The sequence below is a fragment of the Rothia sp. BD8 genome (assembly GCF_044878465.1).
In the GTDB taxonomy this organism is placed as follows: Bacteria; Actinomycetota; Actinomycetes; order Actinomycetales; family Micrococcaceae; genus Rothia; species Rothia kristinae.
Genome location: NZ_JANJES010000001.1, coordinates 130,527 through 146,937, shown reverse-complemented (window position 1 = coordinate 146,937; position 16,411 = coordinate 130,527). Strand labels below are relative to the sequence as shown.

Here is a 16,411-nt window from a genome sequence, read left to right as displayed (position 1 = left end):
CGGACGGTGCCCGCGGTGCGCCAACGGTGCCGACCATCACGGTGAATACTGCGTGATCTGTCCGTCATTCGCCGCACAAAGCCTCCGCTGAGAGCGAAACCTGCCGTACGATGGCGATCATGCTCAGTGGATTCAAAGACTTCATCTCCAAAGGCAACGTCATCGACCTGGCCGTCGGTGTGATCATCGGCGGTGCCTTCAGCACGGTGGTCAACGCCCTCGTCGAGTCGGTGCTCATGCCCCTCATCTCCATGCTGATCGGCTCCCCGAACTTCGACTCCTTCCTGGTCTTCGGCCAGGTCAAGGTCGGCGTGTTCCTGACCGCCGTCGTCAACTTCCTCATCATCGCCGCGGCGCTGTACTTCTGCATCGTCATGCCGATCAACAAGATGAACGAGGCCCGCGCCCGCAAGCTGGGCCTGGAGGACGAGGAGCCGGCCGTGGATCCGCAGGTCGCCCTGCTGACCGAGATCCGCGACTCCCTGGTGGCCGGCAAGAACGCCACCGGCGCCACCCCGGAGAAGTAAGGCTTCCCCACCCATCATCATCCGCACGCCGAAGGGCCCCGCACCACCACGGTGCGGGGCCCTTCGAGGTTCCGGGAGCTCCCCTGTTCCCCTGCCTCCCCGAGTCATCACTTCCGACCGAATAATCGGCGATTTCCGGCCGGAAGTGATGACTCGGCGCGGGGGTCTCGGGAGGGGAAGGGTGTCAGAGGGCGAGTTCGCGGGCGACGACCTCGGCCAGGCGCCGGGCGTGGCGGTCCACGGTCTCCTGATCCGGGCCCTCCACCATCACCCGCACCAGCGGCTCCGTGCCGGAGGGACGCAGTAGCACCCGGCCGTCCGCACCCAGCTCGCGCTCGACGGCGGCCACCTCGGCCTGCACCGCCTCGTCCGTGTCCGCGGCGGCCTTGTCCACCCCGGGCACGTTGATCATGGTCTGCGGCACCGGCTCGAAGCGGTGCGCCAGGGAGGACAGGGTCTCTCCCGTCCGGTTGACCTCGGCCGCCAGGTGCAGGCCGGTGAGGATCCCGTCCCCGGTGGTCGCGTAGTCGGACATGATCACGTGCCCGGACTGCTCCCCGCCCAGGCTGAACCCGTCCCGGTTCATCGCCTCCAGCACGTAGCGGTCCCCCACCTGGGTGCGCACCAGGGTGATCCCCTCGGATTCCAGGTACTTCTCCATGCCCAGGTTGGTCATCACGGTGGCCACCAGCGTGTTGTGGGCGAGCTGGCCGGCGTCGCGCCGGGCCGTGGCCAGGATGGACATGATCGTGTCCCCGTCCACCACGTCGCCCGTCTCATCCACGGCCAGGCACCGGTCGGCGTCTCCGTCGTGGGCGATGCCCAGGTCCGCGCCCAGCTCCCGCACCTTGGCCTGCAGGCCCTCCAGGTGGGTGGAGCCGACGCCGTCGTTGATGTTGGTGCCGTTGGGGTCCGCGGCCATGACGTGCACCTGCGCCCCGGCGATGCGGAAGGCGTCCGGGGAGCACCCGGAGGAGGCGCCGTGCGCGCAGTCCAGCACCACGGACAGCCCCGCCAGGGCCGACGGCGCCGGCAGCGTGGAGATCAGGTGCGTGACGTACCGGTCCTCCGCGTCCGCGAAGCGGGAGATGCGCCCGACGTCCGGGCCCTCCGGGTACCGGAAGTCCTGCGCCCGGTAGACCTCCTCGATGCGGTCCTCCACCGCGTCCGGCAGCTTCTTGCCCCCGCGGGCCAGGAACTTGATGCCGTTGTCCGGGTACGGGTTGTGGGAGGCGGAGATCATGACGCCGAAGTCCGCGTCCAGATCCGCCACCAGGTACGCCGCCGCAGGGGTCGGCAGCATCCCGGCGTCGTACACGTCCACCCCGGAGGCCGCCAGGCCCGCGGAGATCGCCGCGCCGATGAACTGGCCGCTGATCCGCGAGTCGTGGGCGATCACGGCCTTGGGGCGCTGCCCCTCGGCCACCTGGTCGAAGCCCAGCACCACCGCGGCGGCCTGGGCCAGCTGCAGGGAGGACAGCGCACTCATCGTCTCGCTGTTGGCGCGCGCACGCACCCCGTCGGTTCCAAATAATCTAGCCATCGTTCCTCAGTCTACGCGGGCGGGTTCTCGGTGCTCGGGCGGTGGGGTCGCCTCAGGGGCGCTCGGGGGTGACCACCGGGAACTGCTCGGTCGTGGCCGGCTGGTCCTCCTCGAAGGTCTTGGACACGGGGCCCACGATCAGCGGGTCCGGGCGCCCCACCACGGAGTGGTCCTTGTCCGGGTACTCGTAGAGGGACAGCACGTGGCGTATCGCCTCCAGGCGGGCGCGCTTCTTGTCGTTGGACTTCACGATGGTCCAGGGGGCGTCGCCGGTGTCCGTGTAGAAGAACATCGCCTCCTTGGCCTCGGTGTAGTCGTCCCACTTGTCCAGGGAGGCCAGGTCCGTGGGCGAGAGCTTCCACTGGCGCACCGGGTCCGTGCGGCGGGCCTCGAAGCGGGCCAGCTGCTCCGCTCGGGTCACCGAGAACCAGAACTTCACCAGCCGGATCCCCGAGTTGACCAGCATCCGCTCCAGCTCGGGGGCCTGGCGCATGAACTCGTAGTACTGGTGCGGGGTGCAGTAGCCCATGACCCGCTCCACCCCGGCCCGGTTGTACCAGGAGCGGTCCATCAGCACGATCTCCCCGCCGGAGGGCAGGTGCTCGATGTAGCGCTGGAAGTACCACTGGGTCTGCTCGATGTCGGTGGGCTTCTCCAGGGCCACCACCCGGGAGCCGCGCGGGTTCAGGTGCTCGGTGAAGCGCTTGATGGACCCGCCCTTGCCCGCGGCGTCCCTGCCCTCGAAGATCAGCAGCAGCTTCTGCCCGGTCTCCTTGAACCACAGCTGCAGCTTCAGCAGCTCGATCTGCAGGGTGCGCTTGGTGCGCTCATAGTCCTTGCGCTTGAGCTTCTCGTCGTACGGGTACCCGATCCGCCAGGCGTCGGAGACGTCGTGACGGCCCTCCAGGGAGCGGGTCAGGGAGCCGATCTCATCCAGCTCCGCGGCGTAGTCCTGGACCACGGAGACCCGGCGGGACCGCTTCTTCAGGGCCTCCTGCACGGCGGCCCGGCGGGTCTCCTCCTGGGCCTCCTCCCCCAGCTGCTCCAGACGCTCCGCATCGGAGAGGTGGGACTTGTCGGGTCGGGCGCTCACGGCATCGTCGTCGTGGTTGTCACTGCTCATGGGCACCAGCTTAGCCAGGGGACGCGGAAGAACCCGCCCTCCCACACCGGAGAGGACGGGTTCTTCGCGTGAACAGCTCAGCGCGCCGCCGGGCGGCGCGAGCGCATCAGCGCTTGGAGAACTGCGAGGCCTTGCGGGCCTTCTTCAGGCCGGCCTTCTTGCGCTCGATGACGCGGGCGTCGCGGGTCAGGAACCCGGCCTTCTTCAGCTGCGGACGGTTGTTCTCCGCGTCGATCTCGTTCAGCGCGCGGGCCACGCCCAGGCGCAGGGCACCGGCCTGGCCGGAGGGGCCGCCGCCGTGGATGCGGGCGATGACGTCGTAGGAGCCCTCCAGCTCCAGCAGCTTGAAGGGGTCGTTGACCTCCTGCTGGTGCAGCTTGTTGGGGAAGTAGACGTCCAGGGCGCGCCCGTTGAGGGACCACTGCCCGGTCCCGGGGACCACGCGCACGCGGGCCACGGCCTGCTTGCGCCGCCCGACGGCGGAGCCGCCGACGGTCAGGGCCGGGCGCTGGGCGGCGGCCTCGCCGGCCACGGGGGCGGTGGACTCGGAGGTGTAGCTGGTCAGCTGCTCCTCGGTGATGGTCTGCTCGTCAGTAGTCTGAGCCACGATTTCTCCTTTGAGTGCTGTTGTCGCAGGCCCGATTACTGGGCGATCTGGGTGAACTCGTAGGTCTTCGGCTGCTGAGCGGTGTGCGGGTGCTCGGCGCCGGCGTAGACCTTGAGGTGCTTCATCTGCTGCGCGGCCAGCTTGTTCTTGGGCAGCATGCCCTTGACGGCCTTCTCCACGGCGCGCACCGGGTTCTTCTCCAGCAGCTCCTCGTAGGAGACGGAGCGCAGGCCGCCGGGGTAGCCGGTGTGGCGGTAGGCCCGCTTCTTCTCCAGCTTGGCGCCGGTCAGGGCCACCTTCTCGGCGTTGACGATGATGACGAAGTCACCGCCGTCCACGTTCGGGGCAAAGGTCGGCTTGTGCTTGCCGCGCAGCAGCGTTGCAGTCTGGCTGGCCAGGCGACCCAGCACGACGTCGGTGGCGTCGATGACGTGCCACTGGCGATCGATGTCGCCGGGCTTCGGGGTGTACGTACGCACGTTTCTTGAACCTTCGTGTCGGTATTTTCTGTGTCGGCGCTAGTTGGGTGTCACGCCGTTCTGCGATGCGTTCGAAGGGGTCTGGGTGAGGGCCAGACGCATCCGTTCGTCCCGATGTCTCGACGCCGCGCCGTCACCTCGCCCTGCAACTGGGCCGACGGTCGCTGGCGGGTGAACCGAGGTGGGACACGCACAACAGCACCCCACTATAGCCGAGGGACCCGCACTTAATCCAGGATCCTCCCTGCTGATCCGGGGCGAAATCCTTCACACCCGGACTGATCCGCCTCCTCAGGAGCCCGGTGCCTCCGACGGCGCGGCCCGGCGGGCCCGGGCCCGCTCGGCCTGATCGGCCCAGCCGGCCGCGTCCTGCGGGTAGGCGATGCGCTCCAGGCACAGTCCCTCCGGCGGGGCCAGCCGGATCTCGGAGTCCCGCACGGGGTGCTCCAGGCGCCCGCGCAGCCAGGCCTCGTCCCGGCGGCCCTCCCCCACCGCCAGGCAGGCCCCGACGATCGCGCGCACCATGTGGTGGCAGAAAGCGTCGGCCTGAAGGCGGGCCTCGATCAGCCCGGACTCCGCCCGACGGAAGTCCACCGAGCGCAGCTCGCGCACGGTCGTGGCGTGCGGGCGGGGCTTGCAGAAGGAGAGGAAGTCGTGCAGGCCCAGCAGCTGCCGACCCGCGGCGCTGAGCTGCTCGGGGTCCAGCTCCCGCGGGGTCCAGGCGGTGTACCCGCGGGTCAGCGGAGACTGGTGCCGGGGGCCGTCGGCGATCCGGTAGACGTAGGAGCGCGACAGCGCGGAGAAGCGGGCGTCGAAGGAGGGGTCCACCGCCGCGGCCGAGCGCACGAGGATCGCCCCCAGCCCGGCGGGCCGGGCGCCGGGGCGCGGGGCCGGGGCGATGCCGGAGAGCACCCGGGTCAGCGCCCCGTTGAGCTTGCGCACCAGCGCCGCACCGGGGTCATCCGGGGCGTGGCGCTCGGCCGTCCCGCGGCGTCCGGGCAGCGCCTCCCAAGCTGCGCGCGGCAGGTCCAGGTGGGCGACCTGGTGCTGGGCGTGCACCCCGGCGTCGGTGCGCCCGGCCACGGTCAGGTGCACCGGGTGGCGCAGCACCAGCTGCAGGGCGTCCTCCAGGCAGCCCTGCACGGTGGTCAGCCCCGGTTGACGGGCCCACCCGGAGAAGGGGGCGCCGTCATAGGCGAAGTCCAGGCGCACCCGCACCGGCGGGTCTGTCTCCGGGAGCGCCGCGCCCAGCGGGTGCTCGCCCGGGGCCTCCGGGGCGGGCTGGGGGCGGGACGCGGCGTTCACGGCGGGGACCTCCTGACGGGCGGGGCGGCGACGGTGCGGGAAGCAGGGTTGCGGGACTGCGACGGCTGCGGGAAGCGGGATTGCGGTCTGGTGCGGATGCGCCACGGGCCCCGAGGCCCCGGTGGGGGGTGCCTCGGGGCCCGTGGCGGGTCCGCGATGGGAGCCGGTGATCCGAAGGATCTGCTCCCGGGCTCAGGTCGTGCCGATCAGGAGACCTGCTGGGCGGCCTCGCCGCCGGCCGGGGCGTAGCCGGCGGCCTTGGCGGACTCGGCGGTGTCGAACCAGATCTCCGCAGTGGTGGACTTGTACCAGCGGGAGCCGGGCACGTGGTACTTCATGGAGTCCGAGTTGCCCTTGACCTCGAAGCCCTCGGGGGCCTCGCCGGACTCCAGCGGGGCGTGCGCACCGGCCGGCAGCTGCTCGTCGGCGGAAGCCTCGGCCTGGGCCGGGGCCTCGGCGGCGGCCGAGGACTCGGCCGGGGCCTGTTCGGCGTTCGAGTTGGCGGCGGCGCGGGCGGCGGTGGTCGCCTCCTCGACGACGGCGCGGGAGGCCACCGGCTCCATGACCAGCTCGATCACGGCCATCGGGGCGTTGTCCCCGGAGCGGTTGCCGATCTTGGTGATGCGGGTGTACCCGCCGGGCCGATCCGCCAAGGCCGGGGCGATGCTGGTGAACAGCTCGTGGACCACGGACTTGTCGGTCAGGGAGCGCATCACGCGACGGCGGGAGGCCAGGTCGCCCCGCTTCGCGAAGGTGATCAGGCGCTCGGCCACCGGGCGCAGGCGCTTGGCCTTGGTCACGGTGGTGGTGATGCGCTTGTGCTCGAACAGCTGCTGGGACATGTTCGCCAGGATCAGCCGCTGGTGGGAGGGGCTGCCCCCGAGGCGGGGTCCCTTGGTGGGAGTAGGCATATCAGTGAATCTTCCGTTTCGTGCGGTCCCGGGTCCGGCGCATCAGCCGCGCCGGGACGGGACCAGGGTTTGCTTCTCGAGTGCGAACGGCCGGTGGTCCGGCCCGAGCGGATCAGAAGGAGGTCTCCTCCTCGTCCTCCTCCTCATCCACCGCGGCGAAGGGCTCGAAGCCGGCCGGGGAGTCCTTCAGGGACATCCCGAGCTCCTGCAGCTTCTCCTTGACCTCGTCGATGGACTTCTGGCCGAAGTTGCGGATGTCCATGAGGTCCGCCTCGGAGCGGGAGACCAGCTCCCCGACGGTGTTGATGCCCTCGCGCTTCAGGCAGTTGTAGGAGCGCACGGACATGTCCAGGTCCTCGATGGGCAGGGCCAGATCCTGGGCCATGGACTCGTCGGCCGGGGACGGCCCGACCTCGATGCCCTCGGCTTCGGTGTTCAGCTCCCGGGCCAGCCCGAACAGCTCCACCAGCGTGTTGCCGGCCGAGGCCACGGCGTCGCGCGGGGCGATCACCTCCTTGGTCTCGACGTCGAGCACGAGGCTGTCGAAGTCCGTGCGCTGCTCCACGCGGGTGGCGGCGACCCGGAAGGTCACCTTCAGCACGGGCGAGTAGATGGAGTCCACCGGGATCCGGCCGATCTCCGACTCGCCGGCCCCGGCCTTGTTCTGCTGGGCCGAGACGTAGCCGCGGCCGCGCTCCACGGTCAGCTCCGCGGAGAACGCGCCCTGCGCGTTGAGGGTGGCGATGTGCAGATCCGGGTTGTGGATCTCCACCCCGGCGGGCACCTCGATGTCCGCCGCGGTGATCTCGCCCGGGCCCTGCTTGCGCAGGTAGGCGACCACGGGCTCGTCGTTCTCCGAGGAGATCGACAGCTTCTTGATGTTCAGGATGATCTCGGTGACGTCCTCCTTGACCCCGTCCACGGTGGAGAACTCGTGCAGCACGCCGTCGATGCGGATGCTGGTCACGGCGGCGCCGGGGATCGAGGACAGGAGGGTACGCCGCAGCGAGTTGCCCAGGGTGTAGCCGAAACCGGGTTCGAGCGGGGAGATGGTGAAGCGCGAGCGGTTCTCCGCGACGACTTCTTCACTCAGAGAGGGGCGCTGTGCAATGAGCACTGATGTTTCCTTTCAGCGAGCATCCGCTATATGACGCAACACAGGTGGGGGAAAACAGGATCGGTGGGCGCCGCCCGGAGGTGGCGGCCGTAGACGGCCCCGGCGACAGGCGGGGTCTTCCGGACCGGGCCCGCCCCTCCCCGGAAGGAGGATGCGCTCGGTGCCGGCAGAGGCGGCGGATCAGACGCGACGGCGCTTGGGAGGGCGGCAGCCGTTGTGGGCGCTGGGGGTCACGTCCTGGATAGAGCCGACCTCCAGGCCGGTGGCCTGCAGCGAGCGGATCGCGGTCTCACGGCCGGATCCCGGACCCTTGACGAACACGTCCACCTTGCGCACGCCGTGCTCCTGAGCGCGCTTGGCGGCGTTCTCGGCGGCCATCTGGGCGGCGTACGGGGTGGACTTGCGGGAGCCCTTGAAGCCCATCTCGCCGGCGGAGGACCAGGAGATCACCGCGCCGGAGGGATCGGTGATGGACACGATCGTGTTGTTGAACGTGGACTTGATGTGCGCCTGTCCGGCGCTGATGTTCTTCTTGACCTTGCGGCGAGAGGTGCGGGCGGCCGCAGCGCGAGTCTTTGGGGGCATGAGTTGGTTCTCCTACGCGAGAGGGTGCTTACTTCTTCTTACCGGCGACCGTGCGCTTGGGACCCTTGCGGGTGCGGGCGTTGGTCTTGGTGCGCTGACCGTGCACCGGCAGGCCGCGGCGGTGGCGCAGGCCCTGGTAGCTGCCGATCTCGACCTTGCGGCGGATGTCGGCGGCCACCTCGCGACGGAGGTCACCCTCGACCTTGAAGTTGCCTTCGATGAAGTCGCGCAGCGCGACGAGCTGGGCGTCGGAGAGGTCCTTCACGCGGATGTCCGGGCTGACGCCGGTCGCTTCCAGGGCCTCGTGGGCGCGGGTGCGGCCCACGCCGTAGATGTAGGTGAGGGCGATCTCCACGCGCTTTTCGCGGGGCAGATCCACTCCTGCGAGACGAGCCATGACGGCGGTTCTCCTTGTAGTTGATCCAGAGGTTTGAGGCATCACTGCCCGGGTGTCCCCGGTCTCCGGCCTCTGTGTCCGGAGGTATCCCCGCGTGTCACGGGGAGCGGTGCCATGTTCTCGAGGCGTCGGAAGCGATCAGTCCCGACAAGGCCGGGGCTTCAGCCCTGGCGCTGCTTGTGACGCGGATTCTCGCAGATCACCATGACCACGCCGTGGCGGCGGATCACCTTGCACTTGTCGCAGATCGGCTTGACGCTCGGCTGAACCTTCATCGCATTCCTTTGCGTTGTTGCAACTGGGGGTCGGACGGCGCGATGCGCGGATCCCGGAGGGATCCGGCGGCGCCGTCGGGGAGCCCTACTTGTAGCGGTAGACGATGCGGCCGCGGGAGAGGTCGTACGGCGAGAGCTCCACGACCACGCGATCCTCGGGGAGGATGCGAATGTAGTGCTGTCGCATCTTCCCGGAGATGTGGGCGAGCACCTTGTGGCCGTTGTCCAGCTCCACGCGGAACATCGCGTTGGGCAGTGCTTCGACCACGGCTCCCTCGATCTCGATGACGCCGTCTTTCTTGGCCATATCCTCCGCTAACGTCGGTGCCCCGCCTGCCGTGGCCCGCGGGGCAGTCTTGCTCGTATCGGTCGGCTCCCCCGCGGCACCTCACCGCGGACACGGGAGGATGACGGCAGAGACGGCCAACAGTCGAGTGTACGGCATCCCCGCGGGAAAGTTAACCCCGGCGCGGGTGAGCTGCGGCTCACGCGGCGGCGAGTCCCACCCTCGCCCCGCCCGACGGCGTTCGGCCCGGCCGGGGCCGATGGGTCGGGGGCCGGTGGCTCACGAAGCGGCGGATCAGGAGGCGGCGGCCAGCTGCCCGCAGGCGCCGTCGATGTCCGAGCCGCGGGTGTCGCGCACCGTGGTGGGGATGCCGTGGGCGCGCAGGCGCTCCACGAAGTTCTGCTCGACCCCGGGGCGGGAGGCCGTCCACTTGGAGCCGGGGGTCGGGTTCAGCGGGATGGGGTTCACGTGCACCCAGCCGCGCCCGCGCTGGGCCAGCTTCTTGCCCAGCAGGTCCGCCCGCCAGCCCTGGTCGTTGATGTCCCGGATCAGCGCGTACTCGATGGACACCCGCCGTCCCGTCTGGCGGTAGTAGTCGTAGGCCGCGTCCAGGGCCTCGTCCACCTTCCAGCGGGTGTTGATCGGGATCAGCTCGTCGCGCAGCTCGTCGTCCGGGGCGTGCAGGGACAGCGCCAGGGTCACCGGCAGGTTCTCCATCGTGAACTTGCGGATGCCCGACACCAGCCCGACGGTGGACATGGTGATCCCGCGCGCGGAGATGCCCAGCCCCTCCGGGGAGGGATCGATCAGCCGGTGCACCGCACCCAGGGAGGCCTTGTAGTTGGCCAGGGCCTCCCCCATGCCCATGAACACGATGTTGGAGACCCGCAGCGGACGGGTCGCCTCCGTGCCGTGCTCGGCCTGCTCCAGGCCCTGCATGGACTTCAGCCGCCGGGCCCCGGCCACCACCTGCTCGACGATCTCCGCGGTGGAGAGGTTGCGGGTCAGCCCCGCCTGCCCGGTCGCGCAGAAGGGGCAGTTCATCCCGCAGCCGGCCTGCGAGGAGATGCACATGGTCACCCGGTGCTCGTAGCGCATCAGCACGGACTCCACCAGAGCGCCGTCGAAGAGCCGGTACACGGACTTGATGGTGTCCCCGCCGTCGGCCTCCAGGGTGCGCACCTCGGTCAGCAGCTGCGGCATCGCCGCGGCGACCATCTCCTCCCGGGTGGCCGCGGGCAGATCGGTCATGCGCTGCGGATCCGTGGTGAGGTGGTCGAAGTAGTGCGTGGACAGCTGGCTGGCCCGGAAGCCGGGGTGGCCCAGCTCCGTGAGGAACTCCTTGCGCCCGGCCAGGTCGAAGTCCGCCAGGTGCTTCGGCGGCTTCCCGCGGCGCGGGGCCTTCAGCAGGATCCTGCCGGGTTCGGGCCGGGTGGTGATCTCCACCGGCGTGGCGGTGCTCTCAGACACGTGGGTGCCCCTTGATCTGTGGTGGTGTGCGTGGTTCCGGTGCGGGCCCGCGGCTACTGCGGGATCGGCGCCACCCGCACGCCTCGGCGCGCGAGCTCCTCGGCGCCGCCGTCCTCGGCGGTCAGGACCCAGATCCCATCCCGGTGGAAGGCCACCGAGTGCTCCCACTGGCTGGAGTGCGAGCCGTCCAGGGTCACGACCGTCCAGTCGTCCTCGAGGACCTCGGTCTGCGTCGATCCTGTCACGAGCATGGGCTCGATGGCCAGGGCCATGCCCGGCTTGATCCTGGGACCCGCCTCACGGGTGCGGTAGTTGGGCACGTCCGGGGCCATGTGCATGGCCGAGCCGATGCCGTGGCCCACGTAGTCCTCGATGATGCCGTAGGTCCCGCCGGACTCGGCGCGCACGAAGTCCTCGATCGCCGCCCCGATCTCCCCGACCCGCTGGGCCGAGGCCGCCGCGGCGATGCCGTGCCACATGGCTTCTCGGGTGATCTCGGACAGCTCCCGATCCTCGGAACCGGCTCGGGGCATCAGCACGGTGCGCGCGGAGTCCCCATGCCAGCCCTCCACGATGGCCCCGCCGTCGATCGAGATGATGTCGGCCTCCCCCAGGGCCCGCGGGCCCGGGATGCCGTGGACCACGATCTCGTTCGGGGAGGCGCAGATGGTCGCCGGGTAGTCGTAGTAGCCCAGGAAGTTCGACGTCGCCCCGTGCTCGGCGAGCACCTCGCGGAAGACGGCGTCCAGGTCCGCGGTGGACACCCCCGGGGCCGCGGCGGCCACGGCCGCGTCCAGCGCCCGCGAGGTCACGACCCCGGCGCGGGCCATGGTGCGCAGCTGCGCGTCGGTCTTGTACTCGATCCTCCGGCGTCCGAACATCAGGACCGGCCCAGCGCGGCCAGCAGGCGCTCGGCGACCTCCTGGACCGTGCCCAGGCCGTCCACGCGGGCCACCAGGCCCCGCTGCTCGTAGAGCCCGATGATCGGGGCGGTCTCGGCGCGGTAGACCTCCAGGCGGTGGCGGATGACCTCCTCGGTGTCGTCGCTGCGGCCCTGCTCGGCGGCCCGGCCCAGCAGACGCTGGACCAGCTCGTCATCCTCGGCGGTCAGCAGCAGGACCCGGTCCAGGGACTGGCCGAGCTCCTCCAGAATCGCGTCCAGCTCCTGCACCTGCGCGGTGTTGCGCGGGTAGCCGTCCAGCAGGAAGCCGCCCCGGGCGTCGTCCTGGCCCAGGCGGTCGCGCACCATACGGTTGGTGACCTCGTCCGGGACGAGGTTGCCGGCGTCGATGTAGGACTTCGCCTCCCGGCCCAGCTCGGTCTGCTCCGAGATGTTCTTGCGGAAGATGTCCCCGGTGGAGATCGCGGGGATGCCGAGCTCCTCGGCGATCCGGGCGGCCTGGGTCCCCTTGCCGGCCCCGGGGGGACCGATGATCAGCAGGCGGTTCATCGCAGCAGTCCTTCGTAGTGTCGTTGTTGCAGCTGGGCGTCGATCTGCTTGATGGTGTCCAGACCGACGCCGACCACGATCAGCAGCGAGGTGCCGCCGAACGGGAAGTTCTGGTTGGCGTTGACCAGCACGAGCGCGACCAGCGGGATCATCGCGATGATCCCCAGGTACAGCGAGCCCGGCAGGGTGATGCGGTTGAGCACGTAGGCCAGGTAGCGCTCGGTGGGTCGACCCGCGCGGATGCCCGGGATGAAGCCGCCGTAGCGCTTCATGTTGTCCGAGACCTCCTGCGGGTTGAAGGTGATCGAGGCGTAGAAGTACGCGAAGGCGATGATCAGCAGAAAGTACACGGCCATGTACAGCGGATGGTCCCCGCGCACCAGGTAGGAGTTGATCCAGTTGACCCACTCCGGCGGGGCCGTGCCGTCCTTCGGCGTCGCGAAGTTCGCGATCAGCCCGGGCACCATGAGCAGGGAGGAGGCGAAGATCACCGGGATCACGCCGGCCATGTTGACCTTCAGCGGGATGTAGGTGGAGGTCCCCCCGATCGTGCGCCGCCCGATCATGCGCTTGGCGTACTGCACGGGGATGCGCCGCTGGGACTGCTCGACGAACACGACGGCGACGATCACCACGAGGCCCACCAGCAGGATCAGGGAGAACACCCAGCCGCCCTGCTCCTTGAAGATGTTGCCCAGGGCGGTCGGGAAGGAGGCGGCGATCGAGGTGAAGATCAGCAGGGACATGCCGTTGCCGACGCCCTTCTCCGTGATCTGCTCGCCCATCCACATGATGATGCCGGTGCCCGCGGTCAGGGTGATGATCAGGATGATGACCATGAGGATCGAGTCATCGGGGATGATCGGCAGCGGGCAGCTGCCCAGCAGGGAGCCGGAGCGGGCCAGGGAGATGATGGTCGTGGCGTTCAGGGCCGCCAGCGCCAGGGTCAGGTAGCGGGTGTACTGGGTGAGCTTCTGCTGGCCCTGTCCGCCCTCCTGGTGCAGCTCCTGGAAGCGCGGGATGACCACGCGCAGCAGCTGCACGATGATCGAGGCGGTGATGTAGGGCATCACACCCAGGGCGAAGATGGACAGCTGCAGCAACGCGCCGCCGCTGAACAGGTTGACCATGTCGTAGATGCCGCCGGTGGTGCCGCCCAGGGCCAGGCACTGCTGGACGTTGCCGTAGCTGACCCCCGGGGCGGGGATGAACGTGCCCACGCGGTAGATGACGATCATCGCGAGGGTGAACAGCAGCTTGCGTCGCAGGTCCGGGGTCTTGAACGCCCGTCCGAAAGCGCTGAGCACATGGCCTCCTGTGGCAGAAGATGGGGTGGCGGGGATGACGCCGCGGGCCCCGCGCACCGTCGGGGCGGGCGGGCGCCGTCGACAGACGGCGGGATCTCCCCGGGCCAGTCTAGGACACTCTACCCGGGGTCGCCGGGCGGGGCCGGGACGGGTACGGGGGAACGGCGCAGGCCCCTCCCCCGGAAAGATCGCTCTCCGGGAGAGGGGCCTGGCCTGATCGAGGAGGGTCCGACGCCGAGGGCGCCGGGACCCCCTCGACTACTGGGCGGTCGCGGTGGCGGTGCCGCCGACGGCCTGGATCTTCTGCGCCGCGGAGGCGGAGAACTTGTCCACGGTGACGTCGACCTTCACGGTCAGCTCACCCTGGCCCAGGACCTTCACGGGCTGGTTCTTGCGCACCGCGCCCTTGGCGACGAGGGACTCCACGGTCACCTCACCGCCCTCCGGGTACAGCTCCGAGATGCGGTCCAGGTTCACGACCTGGTACTCCACCCGGAACGGGTTCTTGAACCCGCGCAGCTTCGGCAGGCGCATGTGCAGCGGCAGCTGCCCGCCCTCGAAGCCGGCCTTGACCTGGTTGCGGGCCTTGGTGCCCTTGGTGCCGCGCCCGGCGGTCTTGCCCTTGGACGCCTCGCCGCGACCCACGCGGGTCTTGGCCTTGTGCGCACCGGGGGCCGGCCGCAGGTCGTGCAGCTTGATGGCGCCCTGGCGCTCTTCGTTGGTCTCTGCCATGGTTACTTGACCTCCTCAACCTTCACGAGGTGAGCGACGGTGTTGACCATGCCGCAGGTCACCGGATCCGCGGTGCGGGTCACGGTGTTGCCCGGGCGCTTCAGGCCCAGGGAGCGCAGGGTGTCGCGCATGTTCTGCTTCTGGCCAACGTAGGACTTGATCTGCGTGATCTCCAGCTTCGCGTCGCTGGGCTGAATCCGCTTGCCGGTCATTACGCACCTGCCTTTTCGCTGCGACGCAGGTAGCTGGGGATGACCTCGTCGTTGGGCAGGCCGCGACGGGCTGCCACCGCGACGGGCTCCTCCAGCTGCTTCAGCGCCTCGACGGTCGCGTGGACGATGTTGATCTGGTTCGAGGAGCCCAGGGACTTCGACAGGACGTCGTGGATCCCGGCGCACTCGAGCACGGCGCGCACCGGACCGCCGGCGATCACACCGGTACCGGCGGTGGCCGGACGCAGCATGACCACGCCGGCCGCGGCCTCACCCTGCACGCGGTGCGGGATGGTGCGGTCCTCGACGCGGGGGACGCGGAAGAAGTTCTTCTTGGCCTCCTCCACGCCCTTGGAGATCGCGGAGGGCACCTCCTTGGCCTTGCCGTAGCCGACGCCGACCATGCCGTTGCCGTCGCCGACGACGACCAGCGCGGTGAAGCTGAAGCGCCGACCGCCCTTGACGACCTTGGACACGCGGTTGATGCTCACGACGCGCTCGAGGAACTTGTCCTTGTCCTCATCGCGCCCGCCGCGGCCGCGGTCGTTGCGTCCGCCGCGGTCGTTGCGACCCCGGCCGCCGCGCTCACCGCGACCGCCGCGGCGGTCGTCGCGCTGCTGGGCGCCGTTGTTCTGGGCCTCGGTGCTCTCGGGTGCAGCGGTGTTGTCTGCCACCTGGGTTTCCTTCTTGTTCGTGGTCTGCTCGCTCACAGTGCCAGCCCACCTTCCCGGGCGCCGTCGGCCACCGCGGCCACGCGGCCGTGGTACTTGTTGCCGCCCCGATCGAAGACGACGGACTCGATGCCGGCGGCCTTGGCGCGCTCGGCGACCAGCTCGCCGACGCGGCGGGCCTTGGCGGTCTTGTCCATCTCGGTTGCGTTGCGCAGCTCGGCCTCCAGGGTGGAGGCGGAGGCGATGGTGTGCCCCTTGGTGTCGTCGATGACCTGCACGAACATGTGCTGGGTCGAGCGGAACACCGACAGCCGCGGGCGGGCCGGGGTCCCGGACACGTGCTTGCGCACGCGCTGGTGACGACGCGTGCGAGCAGCGAACTTCGTCTTGTTAGCCATGGATTACTTACCAGCCTTTCCGACCTTGCGGCGGATCTGCTCGCCGGCGTAGCGGATGCCCTTGCCCTTGTAGGGGTCCGGGGCCCGCAGGCCGCGGATGTTGGCGGCCACCTGGCCGACCTGCTGCTTGTCGATGCCCGAGACGGTGAGCTTGTTGTTGCCCTCCACCGCGAAGGTGATGCCCTCGGGGGCCTTCACCGTGATGGGGTGGGAGTAGCCCAGCGCGAACTCCAGGTCGGTGCCCTTGGCCATCACACGGTAGCCCGTGCCGACGATCTCGAGCTTCTTGGAGTAGCCCTCGGAGACACCCTGGATCATGTTGGAGATCAGGGTGCGGGACAGCCCGTGCAGCGAGCGGGAGACCCGCTCGTCGTCCGGACGGGAGACGGTGATGACGCCGTCGTCCTGGGAGACGGTGATCGGCGCGGAGATCGTGCGGGAGAGCTCCCCCTTGGATCCCTTGACCGCGACGCGCGAACCGTCGATGGTTACCTCGACACCAGCCGGCACCGAGATGGGGAGACGTCCGATACGTGACATAAGATCTCTTCCTTTCTCTATGTACCGACTACCAGACGTAGGCGAGGACTTCCCCGCCGACGCCCTTGGCAGCGGCCTGCTTGTCAGTGAGCAGACCGGAGGAGGTGGACAGGATGGCGATGCCGAGCCCGCCCAGCACCTGGGGCAGGTTGGTGGACTTGGCGTACACGCGCAGGCCCGGCTTGGAGATGCGGCGCACCCCGGCGATGGAGGACTCGCGGTTCTGGCCGAACTTCAGGTCCAGGGTCAGCGTCTTGCCGACCTGGGCCTCCTCTTCGTGCCAGTCCTTGATGTAGCCCTCGGACTTGAGGATCTCGGCGATCCGGCCCTTGAGCTTGGAGAACGGCATCGACACGGAGTCGTGGTGCGCCGTGTTGGCGTTGCGCAGGCGCGTGAGCATGTCTGCGACAGGATCTGTCATGGTCATGTGGGCTCTGGCCCTTCCTCGTGACGGTTTCCTCCCGCCCGCGGGCAGG

General features: G+C 69.5%; 22 protein-coding genes. 1 reads left to right on the top strand and 21 read right to left on the bottom strand.

What is annotated here, in order from left to right:
- The first annotated feature begins 119 nt into the window (after positions 1 to 119).
- On the top strand, positions 120 to 527 hold the full coding sequence (gene mscL, locus NQ707_RS00665) for a large conductance mechanosensitive channel protein MscL (RefSeq protein ID WP_055684656.1): 408 nt from the start codon (positions 120 to 122) through the stop codon (positions 525 to 527).
- A gap of 184 nt (positions 528 to 711) precedes the next feature.
- Here mscL and glmM read toward each other — a convergent pair whose 3' ends face one another.
- From glmM to rpsH, 21 genes are all read right to left on the bottom strand, one after another.
- A complete protein-coding gene (glmM, locus tag NQ707_RS00660) occupies positions 712 to 2,070 on the bottom strand; it encodes a phosphoglucosamine mutase (RefSeq protein ID WP_100464438.1) in 1,359 nt (452 codons plus the stop codon).
- A 52-nt stretch (positions 2,071 to 2,122) separates the two neighbouring features.
- Entirely contained in the window at positions 2,123 to 3,193 is a 1,071-nt protein-coding gene (gene ppk2, locus NQ707_RS00655) for a polyphosphate kinase 2 (protein WP_404434102.1), read from the bottom strand.
- Positions 3,194 to 3,299: 106 nt separating this feature from the next.
- The gene (gene rpsI / locus NQ707_RS00650) at positions 3,300 to 3,800 is read right to left on the bottom strand and encodes a 30S ribosomal protein S9 (RefSeq protein WP_055684548.1); all 501 of its coding nucleotides are present in this window, start codon (positions 3,798 to 3,800) and stop codon (positions 3,300 to 3,302) included.
- A gap of 35 nt (positions 3,801 to 3,835) precedes the next feature.
- The gene (gene rplM, locus NQ707_RS00645) at positions 3,836 to 4,279 is read right to left on the bottom strand and encodes a 50S ribosomal protein L13 (RefSeq protein WP_055684549.1); all 444 of its coding nucleotides are present in this window, start codon (positions 4,277 to 4,279) and stop codon (positions 3,836 to 3,838) included.
- Positions 4,280 to 4,570: 291 nt separating this feature from the next.
- Positions 4,571 to 5,584, bottom strand: coding sequence for a tRNA pseudouridine(38-40) synthase TruA (locus tag NQ707_RS00640; protein ID WP_404434099.1), 1,014 nt, complete (start codon positions 5,582 to 5,584; stop codon positions 4,571 to 4,573).
- 206 nt (positions 5,585 to 5,790) lie between these two features.
- Positions 5,791 to 6,495 carry a 50S ribosomal protein L17 gene (rplQ, locus tag NQ707_RS00635; RefSeq protein ID WP_404434097.1) on the bottom strand — a complete coding sequence of 235 codons (705 nt, stop codon included), beginning with the start codon at positions 6,493 to 6,495 and terminating at the stop codon, positions 5,791 to 5,793.
- Between the two features lie 112 nt (positions 6,496 to 6,607).
- Positions 6,608 to 7,612, bottom strand: a complete 1,005-nt coding sequence (locus NQ707_RS00630) for a DNA-directed RNA polymerase subunit alpha (protein WP_055684551.1) — start codon at positions 7,610 to 7,612, stop codon at positions 6,608 to 6,610.
- A gap of 180 nt (positions 7,613 to 7,792) precedes the next feature.
- Positions 7,793 to 8,197, bottom strand: a complete 405-nt coding sequence (rpsK, locus tag NQ707_RS00625) for a 30S ribosomal protein S11 (RefSeq protein WP_055684552.1) — start codon at positions 8,195 to 8,197, stop codon at positions 7,793 to 7,795.
- A gap of 28 nt (positions 8,198 to 8,225) precedes the next feature.
- Complete coding sequence (rpsM, locus tag NQ707_RS00620) at positions 8,226 to 8,594, bottom strand: 30S ribosomal protein S13 (protein WP_055684553.1); 369 nt, start codon at positions 8,592 to 8,594, stop codon at positions 8,226 to 8,228.
- 161 nt (positions 8,595 to 8,755) lie between these two features.
- On the bottom strand, positions 8,756 to 8,869 hold the full coding sequence (gene rpmJ / locus NQ707_RS00615; protein WP_055684554.1) for a 50S ribosomal protein L36: 114 nt from the start codon (positions 8,867 to 8,869) through the stop codon (positions 8,756 to 8,758).
- An 85-nt stretch (positions 8,870 to 8,954) separates the two neighbouring features.
- Positions 8,955 to 9,176 (bottom strand): translation initiation factor IF-1, encoded by a 222-nt coding sequence (gene infA, locus NQ707_RS00610; RefSeq protein ID WP_030015001.1) that lies wholly within the window; start codon positions 9,174 to 9,176, stop codon positions 8,955 to 8,957.
- Positions 9,177 to 9,449: 273 nt separating this feature from the next.
- Positions 9,450 to 10,625: a 23S rRNA (adenine(2503)-C(2))-methyltransferase RlmN gene (gene rlmN, locus NQ707_RS00605; RefSeq protein ID WP_404434091.1), complete on the bottom strand. Its 1,176-nt coding sequence runs from the start codon at positions 10,623 to 10,625 to the stop codon at positions 9,450 to 9,452.
- 53 nt (positions 10,626 to 10,678) lie between these two features.
- Positions 10,679 to 11,506, bottom strand: a complete 828-nt coding sequence (map, locus tag NQ707_RS00600) for a type I methionyl aminopeptidase (RefSeq protein WP_055684556.1) — start codon at positions 11,504 to 11,506, stop codon at positions 10,679 to 10,681.
- Positions 11,506 to 12,075, bottom strand: coding sequence for an adenylate kinase (locus NQ707_RS00595; RefSeq protein ID WP_058731646.1), 570 nt, complete (start codon positions 12,073 to 12,075; stop codon positions 11,506 to 11,508). The genes map and NQ707_RS00595 overlap by 1 nt, the downstream gene beginning before the upstream one ends.
- Positions 12,072 to 13,382, bottom strand: coding sequence for a preprotein translocase subunit SecY (secY, locus tag NQ707_RS00590; RefSeq protein WP_055684558.1), 1,311 nt, complete (start codon positions 13,380 to 13,382; stop codon positions 12,072 to 12,074). The genes NQ707_RS00595 and secY overlap by 4 nt, the downstream gene beginning before the upstream one ends.
- A gap of 258 nt (positions 13,383 to 13,640) precedes the next feature.
- Entirely contained in the window at positions 13,641 to 14,114 is a 474-nt protein-coding gene (gene rplO / locus NQ707_RS00585; RefSeq protein ID WP_055684559.1) for a 50S ribosomal protein L15, read from the bottom strand.
- A 2-nt stretch (positions 14,115 to 14,116) separates the two neighbouring features.
- Complete coding sequence (gene rpmD / locus NQ707_RS00580) at positions 14,117 to 14,326, bottom strand: 50S ribosomal protein L30 (RefSeq protein ID WP_055684560.1); 210 nt, start codon at positions 14,324 to 14,326, stop codon at positions 14,117 to 14,119.
- A complete protein-coding gene (gene rpsE / locus NQ707_RS00575; RefSeq protein ID WP_129357356.1) occupies positions 14,326 to 15,036 on the bottom strand; it encodes a 30S ribosomal protein S5 in 711 nt (236 codons plus the stop codon). The genes rpmD and rpsE overlap by 1 nt, the downstream gene beginning before the upstream one ends.
- Positions 15,033 to 15,395: a 50S ribosomal protein L18 gene (gene rplR / locus NQ707_RS00570; protein ID WP_055684562.1), complete on the bottom strand. Its 363-nt coding sequence runs from the start codon at positions 15,393 to 15,395 to the stop codon at positions 15,033 to 15,035. Before rplR ends, rpsE begins: the two co-directional genes overlap by 4 nt.
- 3 nt (positions 15,396 to 15,398) lie before the next feature.
- Positions 15,399 to 15,935, bottom strand: coding sequence for a 50S ribosomal protein L6 (gene rplF / locus NQ707_RS00565; protein ID WP_055684563.1), 537 nt, complete (start codon positions 15,933 to 15,935; stop codon positions 15,399 to 15,401).
- 28 nt (positions 15,936 to 15,963) lie between these two features.
- A complete protein-coding gene (rpsH, locus tag NQ707_RS00560) occupies positions 15,964 to 16,362 on the bottom strand; it encodes a 30S ribosomal protein S8 (protein ID WP_055684564.1) in 399 nt (132 codons plus the stop codon).
- Positions 16,363 to 16,411: the final 49 nt, after the last annotated feature.